At 63.2% G+C, this 11,211-nt stretch carries 11 protein-coding genes and 1 tRNA gene; 6 read left to right on the top strand and 6 right to left on the bottom strand.

Features of this window, described 5'->3' with window-relative positions:
• Nucleotides 1–174: 174 nt before the first annotated feature.
• On the top strand, nucleotides 175–1,812 hold the full coding sequence (locus tag BS626_RS14085; protein ID WP_075183023.1) for a dihydroxyacetone kinase subunit DhaK: 1,638 nt from the start codon (nucleotides 175–177) through the stop codon (nucleotides 1,810–1,812).
• On the opposite strand, the gene sbmA is transcribed toward BS626_RS14085, so the two are convergent.
• Nucleotides 1,790–2,998, bottom strand: coding sequence for a peptide antibiotic transporter SbmA (gene sbmA, locus BS626_RS14090; RefSeq protein ID WP_075183024.1), 1,209 nt, complete (start codon nucleotides 2,996–2,998; stop codon nucleotides 1,790–1,792). The genes BS626_RS14085 and sbmA overlap by 23 nt on opposite strands.
• A 171-nt stretch (nucleotides 2,999–3,169) precedes the next feature.
• Between sbmA and BS626_RS14095 the strand changes: the two genes are divergently transcribed.
• Together BS626_RS14095 and BS626_RS14100 are read left to right on the top strand one after the other, a co-directional pair.
• Nucleotides 3,170–3,670 carry a GNAT family N-acetyltransferase gene (locus BS626_RS14095; protein ID WP_075183025.1) on the top strand — a complete coding sequence of 167 codons (501 nt, stop codon included), beginning with the start codon at nucleotides 3,170–3,172 and terminating at the stop codon, nucleotides 3,668–3,670.
• Complete coding sequence (locus BS626_RS14100; protein ID WP_075183026.1) at nucleotides 3,667–4,356, top strand: GntR family transcriptional regulator; 690 nt, start codon at nucleotides 3,667–3,669, stop codon at nucleotides 4,354–4,356. The genes BS626_RS14095 and BS626_RS14100 overlap by 4 nt, the downstream gene beginning before the upstream one ends.
• A 329-nt stretch (nucleotides 4,357–4,685) precedes the next feature.
• Here the strand turns inward: BS626_RS14100 and BS626_RS14105 are convergent, their stop codons facing one another.
• From BS626_RS14105 to BS626_RS14120, 5 genes are all read right to left on the bottom strand, one after another.
• Nucleotides 4,686–5,960, bottom strand: coding sequence for a DUF445 domain-containing protein (locus BS626_RS14105; RefSeq protein WP_075183027.1), 1,275 nt, complete (start codon nucleotides 5,958–5,960; stop codon nucleotides 4,686–4,688).
• Between the two features lie 2 nt (nucleotides 5,961–5,962).
• The gene (locus tag BS626_RS14110; protein ID WP_075183028.1) at nucleotides 5,963–7,465 is read right to left on the bottom strand and encodes a helicase HerA-like C-terminal domain-containing protein; all 1,503 of its coding nucleotides are present in this window, start codon (nucleotides 7,463–7,465) and stop codon (nucleotides 5,963–5,965) included.
• Nucleotides 7,466–7,535: 70 nt separating this feature from the next.
• Nucleotides 7,536–7,820 carry a hypothetical protein gene (locus tag BS626_RS18995; RefSeq protein ID WP_256374856.1) on the bottom strand — a complete coding sequence of 95 codons (285 nt, stop codon included), beginning with the start codon at nucleotides 7,818–7,820 and terminating at the stop codon, nucleotides 7,536–7,538.
• The gene (locus BS626_RS18890) at nucleotides 7,763–8,299 is read right to left on the bottom strand and encodes an alpha/beta fold hydrolase (RefSeq protein WP_256374857.1); all 537 of its coding nucleotides are present in this window, start codon (nucleotides 8,297–8,299) and stop codon (nucleotides 7,763–7,765) included. Before BS626_RS18890 ends, BS626_RS18995 begins: the two co-directional genes overlap by 58 nt.
• 102 nt (nucleotides 8,300–8,401) lie before the next feature.
• Complete coding sequence (locus tag BS626_RS14120) at nucleotides 8,402–8,905, bottom strand: DUF2501 domain-containing protein (RefSeq protein WP_371328505.1); 504 nt, start codon at nucleotides 8,903–8,905, stop codon at nucleotides 8,402–8,404.
• Between the two features lie 293 nt (nucleotides 8,906–9,198).
• On the opposite strand from BS626_RS14120, the gene BS626_RS14125 reads away from it, so the two are divergent.
• The 3 genes from BS626_RS14125 to BS626_RS14135 all read left to right on the top strand — a co-directional run.
• A tRNA-Leu gene (locus tag BS626_RS14125) sits at nucleotides 9,199–9,283 on the top strand.
• A 200-nt stretch (nucleotides 9,284–9,483) separates the two neighbouring features.
• On the top strand, nucleotides 9,484–10,749 hold the full coding sequence (locus tag BS626_RS14130) for an integrase arm-type DNA-binding domain-containing protein (protein WP_075183029.1): 1,266 nt from the start codon (nucleotides 9,484–9,486) through the stop codon (nucleotides 10,747–10,749).
• Nucleotides 10,750–10,994: 245 nt separating this feature from the next.
• Nucleotides 10,995–11,211, top strand: a 217-nt coding sequence (locus tag BS626_RS14135; RefSeq protein ID WP_075183030.1) for a transposase, incomplete at its 3' end; no start/stop codon positions are given.

Genomic DNA, 11,211 nt, shown 5'->3' on the forward strand with positions numbered 1-11,211 from the left:
TCTGTTAAGGGTAGTCACTGGCTGGCGGCAGGCACAATTTTTCCGGGCGCGGCGGAGTGCCGGTTTGCCGCCGCGCGGCGCCCGGTGCGGGCGCCGCGACCGGAACGAGGATGTTGCAAAAATTTTCCAGACGCGGCGGGGCCGTTTCGCCGCTCAACCCATAAGGACAAGGTGATGAACGCATTTTTTATGCACCACAAACAGGATTTGGTCAACGACGCCATTGCGGGGCTGCTGCAGAGCGCGCCGTGGCACAACCTCGCGCGACTGGACGCCGGAGACGGGATCCGCGTGGTGGTGCGCCGCGACTGGGATCGCCAGCGGGTGGCGCTGATTTCCGGCGGCGGCTCCGGCCACGAACCGGCGCATGCCGGCCTGGTGGGCAAAGGGATGCTCACGGCGGCGGTGTGCGGCGATATTTTTGCCTCGCCGAGCGTCGAAGCGGTGCTCACCGCCATCATCAACGTCACCGGCGACGCGGGCTGCCTGCTGATCGTTAAAAATTACACCGGCGACCGCCTCAACTTCGGTCTGGCGGCGGAGCGGGCGCGGCAGATGGGCTATGCGGTGGCCATGGTGATGGTCAAAGACGATATCGCGCTGGTGGACAACCCGCAGCCGCGCGGCCTGGCCGGCACCGCGCTGGTGCATAAAATTGCCGGCGCGGCGGCGGAGCAGGGGGCGGACCTGGCCGCGGTCACCGCGGCGGCACAGGGAGCGGCGGACGCGCTCGCCAGTATCGGCGTCGCCTTCAGCAGCTGCCACTTGCCCGGCGAGGCGCGGGAAACGCGCGTGCCGGCCGGCAGCTGCGAAGTGGGCATGGGCATCCACGGCGAACCGGGGGCGCAGACGCTCCCCAGTCAGGACAGCCGGGAGATTGTTCAGCGCCTGTCGCAGGCGCTGGCCGCCGCGCGACCGGAAGCGCGCCAGGCGCTGCTGATTAACAACCTGGGGGGCTTCTCGCAGCTGGAGATGGCGCTGCTGACTCGCGAAGTGCTGCGCGGCCCGCTGGGCGATCGCATCGCGGGCGTCATCGGGCCGGTGACGCTGGTCAGCGCGCTGGACATGAAGGGGTTTTCGCTGTCGCTGCTGGCGCTGGACGCCGCACGCGAGGCGGCGCTGGCAGCACCGGTCGAGGTGACCTGCTGGGCACCGCTGGTCGCGCCGCAGCCGCCGCGCTGGCAGGCGGCGATCCTGCCTGAACGTCAGGCGGCCCCGCCTTCGGAGAATGCGTCACGTGCCCGGCTGCTGACGATCGTGGCGGATACCCTGCTGCAGGCTGAGGCCGCGTTGAACGCGCTGGATGCGAAGGTGGGCGATGGCGATACCGGATCCACCTTTGCCGCCGGCGCGCAGGCGATCCGCGATGCGCTGGCGCAGCGCGAACTGCCGCTCGATCAGCCGGCGGCGCTGTTCAGCGCGCTGGGTGAAAAGCTGGCAACGGTGATGGGCGGCTCCAGCGGCGTGCTGCTGTCGATTGGCTGCAGCGTCACCGGTCAGCAGCTGGCGGCAGGGCTACCGCTGCCGCAGGCGCTGCAGGCGGGGCTGGCGCAGATGCAGTATTACGGCGGCGCGGCGCCGGGCGACCGGACGCTGATTGATGCCCTCGATCCGGCCCTGCGCGCGCTGGCCGCCGGGCAATCGCTGAGCGCCGCCGCCGCGGCCGCAGAAGCCGGGGCCGTCGCCACCGCGCAGATGACCCGCGCCGGTGCGGGCCGTTCGGCCTATCTGAACGCCGCTCACCTGGCCGGGGTGGTCGATCCGGGGGCCAGCGCCGTGGCGCGGGTATTCAGCGCGCTGGCGCAGGGGTAACCGGGTCGCCCTCCGGCGCGTCCAGCGCCTGCTCAAAGCTGTGCAGGCGCTTATAAATTGACATCAGTTCGACCAGCGTGCTCCATGAGGTAATCAGATACTGAAAGGCACCGCGCACCTGATCAAATACGTTGGTTATCTGCGTCATGATGCCAAAGGTGATCGCCCCGGCGGCGATCGACGGAAACAGCACGATCACGCTGAATACGGCATCCACCTGCAGGTAGAGCACGCGCGCAATATTGAAGTAGAGATAGTGAAAGTAGAGGCGGAAGTAGTTCTTCCGCACCTGACTAAACAGCGCCCGCACGGTGGCGGGACGCGCCCGCGTCGGGTCGTCCTCGCCGTAGACCAGCTCTTTACGGTAGGCCGCTTCTACCCGCTGATTGCGAAACGACAGGCCCGGCAGCCTGATGCCAACCACCGCCAACAGGCCGGTGCCCAGCAGTGACCAGGCGATCGCCGCCACCACCAGCGCGTAGGGCATCGATCCGAGCAGCGGCACGGTTTTTACGTGGTGCGACAGCGACACCAGCACCGGCAGAAATGCAATCAGCGTCATCACCGCGTTGATCAGGCTGATCCCCATCTCCTCCAGCGTGGAGGAGAAGCGCATGGTGTCCTCCTGCACTCGCTGGGCGGCGCCCTCAATATGGCGCAGGCGCGGCCAGTCGCGCAGGTAGTAATCGTTCATCGCGCTGCGCCAGCGAAAAACATAGTGGCTGACGAAAAACAGGTTCAGCACGCTCACCACCACCGCCACGCCGGCAATGCTGAGAAAAGCCCCAATCTCGCGGTAAAACACGCTGGCCTGCAGAGTGTTGGGGTGCGTCAGCGCCTGCTGGATCCGATCGTAAAATGGCCCGTACCAGTCGTTCACCGCCACCCCGGTCTGCACCGAAAACCAGGTATTAAACACAATCAGCGCCGAACCGAGGATCGACCAGCGCTGCCAGGGATGCGGCCGCAGCCACATCCACGTCCCGGCGAACAGCAGGGTCGCCAGCAGAAAATAGAGATAAAACCACAGCATCGACGGCGCGATAAAGCGCAGCTCGCTGGCGGGCAGCGGTGCAGGCGTCACCCAGTCGCGGGCGCCGGCGAACCAGAACAGAATGGCAAACAGGCACCAGCCGACCAGGCTGGCAAAAAATAGCCCCGGACGGGGAAAAAACGATCGAAACACGGGCGCTCCGCCGACAGGATAATATGCGGTCGGTTATAGCGCCGCGCGCTGTTACTGTCCTTGCGAGGATGTATCCAGTTGTGTGCGGCTTTGTGGCCGCAGGCATTGAAAATGTGGCGTAAAGCCGTTTACAGTCATTACTCAAAAAAGTAACTTCTGGAGCCCATGCCGATGACCGACGACCTCCTTGCGATCCGCCCCTGGCGGCCCGGCGACAGTCCGGCGCTGCTCCGGCTGATCCTGCCGATTCAGACCGCCGAGTTTGGTCTGGCGATCACCGCCGCCCAGCAGCCGGATTTGCAAGACGTGGCGCCCTACTATTTGCAGGGCGACGGCGGATTCTGGCTGGCGCTGGCAGGCGGCGAGGTAGTGGGCTGCATCGCGCTGAAAGACATTGGCGACGGGCAGGGGGCGCTACGCAAACTGTTTGTCGCTGCCGACTGGCGCGGGGGCGCCCACGGCGTCGCCGCCCGGCTGCTGACGACGCTGCTGGATCACGCCCGCCGGCGCGGGCTGCGCGACATCTGGCTCGGCACCACCGCGCAGTTTCTGGCAGCGCAGCGCTTTTATCGGAAACACGGCTTCACGGACGTTGCTGCGGAGCAGCTGCCGGTGCACTTTCCGCGCATGCAGGTGGACAGCCGCTTCTTCCGACGGACGATTGCCCCGTGAGCCCGCCGCTCAGCGCGAAACAGCGCGAAGTGCAGCGGATTACTGAGTCGCTGGCATCGGCCATTGTCCGGCAGCGGCTGCCGCCGGGTGCCCGGCTGGTGGAGGCGCAGATTGTTGACGCGCTGCAGGCCAATCGTAATCACGTGCAGGCGGCGCTGCAGCGGCTGGCGCTGCAGCAGATTGTTGAAATTGAACCTCATCGCGGCGCGCGCGTGGCGCAGCCAACGGCCCGCGAGGCGCGGGAAATCTTCATTGCCCGCCAGGCGATTGAGCACGCCATTCTGGCGCAGATCACCCCCGAAGCGCTGCGCGCCGGCGAGGCGGCGATGGCCGCTCAGCGCGTCGCGGAGCGGGCCGCCCTGCAGGGGACAGATCGCCGCGAAGGCGCACGCGCGCTCAGCGAGTTTCACCGGCTGCTGGCCGCGCTGAGCGGTAATCAGGTACTCAGCGATATTCTCGAGAACCTGCTGATCCGCAGCTCGCTGATTGTGGCGCTTTATCAGCGCGGCGCGGGTTCCGGCTGTCAGTGCGAGGAGCATGAGGCGATCCTGACGGCGCTGCGGCGCGGCGCGCTGGCGGAGGCGCAGCGTCAGATGCGTGAGCACCTGCAGGCGCTGGCGGCGGGGCTGGATCTGCACGACGGCACCACCGGCGCGCACGACCTGCGCGACGCGCTGTCCGACTGAGCGCGGCGGAAGCCATCAGCCAGCCGGTGCGGTCAGGCGGTCGGGGCGGACAGGTAAAGAGGGTCAGGCGGCCGGAGCACGCGCCGCGAGCGCGGGGGCCGTCGTCCCCCACGGCTGTGCGCAGCCGGCTCAGCGTGGCGGGGCGGACAGGTAAAGAGGGTCAGGCGGCCGGGGCACGCGCCGCGAGCGCGGGGGCCGTCGTCCCCCACGGCTGTGCGCAGCCGGCTCAGCGTGGCGGGGCGGACAGGTAAAGAGGGTCAGGCGGCCGGGGCACGCGCCGCAAGCGCGGGGGGAGTGTTGCCGCCCTCACCGCGTCGCGCGGGCCGGCCTCACAGACCCAGCCAGTATGGCAGCTGCGAAATAAGAAACAGCAGCAGGCCGACGGCGCCGCCAACCAGCGTGCCGTTGATGCGGATATACTGCAAATCCTTGCCAATATTCAGTTCAATTTGTCGCGACATCTCGCGCGCATCCCAGCTTTTTACCGTATCGCTGATGTGGCGGGTCAAAAAGGTGGAGAATTCCGGCGCCATGGCGCGCGCGGCGTTCTCCAGGTGCTGATTCAGCGACGCGCGCAGCGCCTCATCGGCCTGCAGCGTCTCGCCTAGCCACGCGCCGGCGCGGCTAACGGCGCGCGCCACCGACGACTGCGGATCCTGCAGATCCTGCTTAAGCCAGCCGCGCAGATCGCCCCACAGATCGGCGATATAGCGGTTCAGCGCCGGATCCGCCTTCAGCCACGCTTTGATCTGTTCGGCGCGCCCGGCCATCTCCGGATCCTGCTTCAGACGGTCGATCAGCCGCGCCACCGCGCGGTCAAAGCCCTGACGCAGCGCGTGGCCCTCATCGTGGCTCACCTCGTCGAGCAGACTGTGCACCGCGCGGGTCACCGCCTCGGCGCTGTGCTCGCCCAGCCACTCGCTCGGCAGGATCTTCTCTTTAATCGGATGCTCGCGCCGCAGCCAGCGCACCACCTGATCGGCAATAAACGCCCTGGTGGCCGGTTTCTGCATCAGCGTCAGCAGCTGGCTAATTGCGCTGTCCAGCAGCGCCTGATGGCGCTGATTGCGCGTCAGGCTGTCCAGCACCACCGCCGCGGACTGGGTCAAATCCACCTTATCGATCGCCTTGTGCACCGCCTGGCGCACAACGTGCTGAATGCGGACGTCATCGGTGAGCGCCAGCAGTCCGCGCAGCAGCTGGTTCAGATGGCCGCCGAGGCGCGCAGCATTCTCCGGCTGCGCCAGCCAGCCCGCCAGCGCGCCAATCGGATCGTGACGGCGGATCAGCGCCAGCAGCGAATCGGTATCCAGAAATTTATCCTGCACGAAGCGCGCCAGATTATCGGCGATGCGCTGCTGATTGTTCGGCACGATCGCCGTGTGGCGGGCGATCAGCGGGATCGGCACGCGGCGAAACAGTGCCACCACTGCAAACCAGTCGGCCAGCGCGCCGACCATCGCCGCCTCGGCCACTGCCTTCAGCCCGCTGACCCAGCGCGCGGGGGGCAAAAACAGGGTGGTGATAAAAATGGCGGCGGCCAACAGCAGCAGCAGCAGCGGCAGGCGCTTCATCCGCCGCAGCGCAATAACTTTCTCGTCCATACTCAGCGCTTGCGCCCGCCGAGCAGGCTGCCCAGCACGCCGCGGATGATCTGATTGGTGACCTGACGGGCGGCGCTTTTCGCCGCCTGCTGAACGACGCCGTCACGCTTGCCGCCGCGCGGTCCGACGCTGCCAAACAGGATCTCCTTCAGCCCGTCGAGGATCCCGCCGCTCACCGCGCCGTCGGGCGGTGCCACCGGCGGCGCCTGCTGGGCCTCGGTGGTGGCCTGCACGCCCTGCTGCAGGCGCTCAAAGGCCGACTCGCGATCCACCGGCTGATCATATTTACCGTACAGCGGCGAGTGGTTAATCAGGCCGTTGCGCTCATCGGCGCTCAGCGGCCCCATGCGCGAACCGGGAGCAATCACAAAAGTGCGCTCCACAACCGACGGGCTGCCTTTCTCGTCGAGAAACGAAATCAGCGCCTCGCCGGTGCCCAGTGCCTGGATCGCCGCTTCCGTATCAAACGCCGGATTGGCGCGCAGGGTCTGCGCCGCCGCCCTGACCGCTTTCTGATCCCGCGGGGTAAAAGCGCGCAGTGCGTGCTGTACGCGGTTGCCCAGCTGGCCCAGTACGCGGTCGGGTATATCCGCGGGGTTTTGTGACACAAACCAGACGCCCACCGCTTTTGAACGGATCAGGCGGATCACCTGCTCAATCTTATCCAGCAGCACCGGCGGCGCGTCGTTAAACAACAGGTGCGCTTCGTCAAAGAAAAACACCAGTTTCGGCTTGTCGAGGTCGCCGGCTTCCGGCAGCTGCTCGTACAGCTCGGAGAGCAGCCACAGCAGGCTGGTGGCGTACAGCTTCGGCATCTGATACAGCTTCTCCGCCGACAGGATGTTGATCGCGCCGTGGCCGTTGGCATCGGTGCGCAGCCAGTCGCGGATATCCAGCATCGGCTCGCCGAAAAAGTGCTCCGCGCCCTGCTGCTCCAGCGTCAGCAGCCCGCGCTGAATCGCCCCGATCGATGCACCGTGAATGTTGCCGTACTGGGTTTGAAAAGCTTTTGCGTTATCGCCGATATACTGGGTCATCGCGCGCAGGTCTTTAAAATCCAGCAGCAGCAGCCCGCGATCGTCCGCAATGCGGAAAATGATCTGCAGCACGCCCGACTGCACCTCGTTAAGGTTCAACAGGCGCGCCAGCAGCAGCGGGCCGAGATCCGACACCGTGGCGCGCAGCGGATGCCCCTGTGCGCCAAAGATATCCCACGGTACCGCCGGATTGGCCTGCGGCTGCCAGTCATGCACGCCCATCCCCGCCAGTCGCGCGCTCAGCTTCTCCGACGCGCTGCCGGCGGCGGCGATGCCGGAGAGATCGCCCTTCACGTCGGCCATAAACACCGGCACGCCCGCCTGAGAAAACGACTCCGCCAGCTTCTGCAGCGTCACGGTCTTACCGGTGCCGGTGGCGCCGGTGATCAGGCCGTGGCGGTTCGCCATGTTGGACAGCAGGTGCACCTCTTTTTCCGGCGTGCGGGCAATCAGCAGGGGGATCGACATCGTCATTTTCCTTATTTCATCAGGCGGATAATTCGCTTACAGCATAGCAGCTGGCCGCCCGCGCGGCGCCTCAGATCGCTATCCGGCGAAGCAACGCGGCCGCATCTGAGCGCACCGCATCGCGGTGGGTCTCGTTAACAATCTCATGCCGCGCGCCGGGCCAGATCCGGCTCCCGGTGCGGCAGCCGGCCAGCGTCGCCAGCGCGCTGCGGCTCTGGTCCGCCAGCACCAGCCGATCGGCGCCGCCGCGGCGCCACAGCACCGGCCGATCGCCGAACCCCGGGCCGTCGTCAAGGGTTACCCGCATCCGCTGAAACGCCTGCAGCGCTGGCCGCCTAAAGGGGCCGCGCCGCACCCGCGGATCGGCCTGATAATCCCGGCGACCACCTGCGGGTCGCGCGACAGCGTCGTGACGTCCAGCGGCGCGTCCGGCAGCGCAGTCAGGGCCAGCAGATCGCCAACGGCGGTACAACGGCCGGGCAGCGGCCCGGACAGGACCCGCGCCGCCCCGTCGTCGGCAACGCGCTGAACGTAGCGGGTGGCGATCATGCCGCCCATCGGGTAGCCGACCACCGCCAGCGGCCCCGCCGCCGTCAGCGCGTTGGCCACCCGGTGCGCATCGCTCACGACCGCGGCCATGTCCTCCAGGCACACCCGCTCGCCCGCCGGGCGGCCGTGACCGGCACGATCCGGCGCAAACACCGACGCGCCGATGGCGTTCAGCGCGGCGGCCACGTGGTGATAGCGGCCGGGTGTTCGCCATAGCCGTGCAGCAGCAGCACGTTCAGACGCGGCGCCGCCGCCGGCCAGCGTCGTGAGGGAATACGCAGACATACGCCTCTCCTTCGTGGCGAAAACGCCCAGCTTAGCGCGGGGACGACGGGGAGGGGAGAGAAGCGGGCGGAAAAAAGGAGGCGCGTGAAGCGCCTCTCAACGTCATGAAATAAATTGCTTGCCCTGTTTCAGCACCAGGTCGCAGGCTTTAGTCTTCACCTGCTTGCCGAGCGGCGTCTCGCCCAGCGCCTTGAGGTTCACCTGCTGGCCCTGTCCGGTGTTCAGCAGCCCCAGCAGGCCCTGCTGATAATCCGCCGGCGCAGACGCTGCCGGCTGCTGGCCGCCCGGCAGCCCCAGCTTGCTCAGCAGCTGATCCTTCACCCCGTTCACCGGGTTGTTCACCAGGTTATTTTGCACGCAGTACTGCAGCACGCCGGCGGCGTTGGTCATGCTGCCAGCGCTCAGCGCCTGATTACCGCCGTTCAGCAGGCCGCTCAGCGCGCCCAGCGACAATCCGCCGCCGTTCGCTGCCGCGCCGCTTTGCGCACCGTGTTGATTCAGCTGGGTGGCCGCACTGCTCAGCTGATCCTGCCAGCTGGCCGCCGACGCCTGCGCCGCCAGCAGTGCGCCGGTCAGCGCCAGCGCCGTTTTCCATTTCATTGCCATCGTTGCATTTCCTGTCTGACTGCGGGCGCCCGAACGACGCCCTACGGAAATGTGACTGACGGCAGCGGCACAAGTTCCCACCCGCCGCGGCGCGGCGGCAGGAAAACGCAAAATCAGACCATTCCGCCCCGGTAGGCAAGCGGGGTGAGAGCAGAATGCCCGCGCTTTCCGCGGCTTAAGGGCGGCAGGGCGACGACGAAAAATGCAGCATTCGGCAGGGGCAAGCGGGGAATCTGGTTGCGCGCTGAGCATCTCAGGGTATAATCGCCACGTTTTCCGCAATCCTCTTCCGTGCCGGAGTGGCGAAATCGGTAGACGCAGTTGATTCAAAATCAACCGTAGCAATACGTGCCGGTTCGAGTCCGGCCTTCGGCACCAACAGTACGTAAATAGACCTCAACTGAGGTCTTTTTTTATGTCTGAAATCCAGTTCCTGCAAGGCTTTCCACGATTTTCTCCTCAACTGAAGTCAACCTAACTCAACCCACATCAACAAGCTTGTGAGTATACTAATGAGTATATTTGCCGATTCGATATTGTTTGTATACTCACGAGATACCAATGGAAGGAGGCCCATCATGGCCCTAACGGATACTAAAGTTCGTTCTGCAAAACCTGAGGAGAAAGAGTATTCACTTGTTGACGGCGACGGAATGTCCTTACTTGTAAAACCTAACGGCTCAAAGTATTGGCGATTTCGTTTCCGTTTTGGCGGTAAACAGCATTTGATGGCGTTCGGCGTTTACCCGGATGTTTCGCTGGCGGATGCCAGGAAGAAAAGGGAAGAAGCCAGAAAGTTGGTAGCTGCTGGTATCGATCCTCGTGAACATAAACGTGCTGTGAAAGAAGAGCAGGCGAAAGAGATTATTACTTTCGAGAAGGTTGCCAGAGAGTGGCTCATTACCAATCAGAAATGGTCGGAAGATCATGCTAATCGCGTAAAAAGGAGCCTTGAGGACAATATCTTCCCGGCAATTGGCACTCGCAATATTACTGAACTGGGTACCCGCGATTTGTTAATTCCCATTAAAGCCGTAGAGACATCTGGACGTCTTGAAGTGGCTTCCCGTCTTCAACAGCGCACCACGGCCATCATGCGTTATGCAGTGCAAAGCGGGTTAATTGATTACAACCCGGCGCAGGAGATGGCGGGGGCAGTAGCTTCCAGTAACCGGCAGCATCGTCCGGCACTGGAGTTAAAGCGTATCCCTGAATTACTTCAGAAAATAGATGGCTATACCGGCAGACCGCTCACCCGCTGGGCAACCGAGCTCACTTTGCTTATCTTTATTCGATCCAGTGAACTTCGTTTTGCTCGCTGGTCAGAGATCGATTTTGAAACGTCAATGTGGACCATCCCGCCTGAGCGAGAGCCTATTCCCGGCGTGAAACATTCTCAGCGAGGATCAAAGATGCGTACACCTCATCTGGTGCCGCTTTCAAAGCAGGCACTGGCGATCCTGAAACAGATAAAACAGTTCTGCGGCGAACATGAACTCATTTTTATTGGCGATCACGATCCGCGTAAGCCCATGAGCGAGAACACGGTAAACAGTGCGTTACGGGTGATGGGCTATGACACTAAGGTTGAGGTTTGCGGTCACGGTTTTCGTACTATGGCCTGTAGTTCGTTAATTGAGTCAGGACTATGGTCGAAGGATGCGGTCGAACGTCAGATGAGCCATATGGAACGTAACTCAGTGCGGGCAGCGTATATCCATAAAGCGGAACATCTGGATGAGCGCAAGCTGATGTTGCAGTGGTGGGCTGATTTTCTGGATGCGAACCGGGAGAAGGGGATTACGCCGTTTGACTATGCGAAGATAAATCGGGGCAATGTCTAGTCTATGTGTTTAATAAAATAAAACTAATCAGCCATTCTCCCTTATGAGGATGGCTAATGATCTTTACTGGAAATAATGTTTCTGTGACCACCGTAACGATTACCCCTCATCAGCAATAATAACTACGCAAACTTGTTAGTAACTAGAGTATTAATCAGGTTATTCTGTAAGTATCCCTGCAAAAAGAACCATTCACTTTTAGAGATCTTCCGACATACTGAATATGTCCCCAGAAGGAGATCGTTATGCGTAAAGCCCGATTTACTGAGCACCAGATTATCGCCGTTTTGAAGTCTGTTGAAGCCGGTCGAACGGTGAAAGATGTCTGCCGTGAGGCAGCTATTTCAGAAGCCAGCTATTACAACTGGAAAGCGAAATATGGCGGAATGGAAGCTTCTGATATCAAGAAAATTAAAGACCTGGAAGATGAAAATAGGCGTCTTAAACAGATGTTTGCTGACC

Origin of the sequence: Pantoea sp. 1.19, from assembly GCF_001922585.1 — a bacterium.
Lineage (GTDB): Bacteria > Pseudomonadota > Gammaproteobacteria > Enterobacterales > Enterobacteriaceae > 1-19.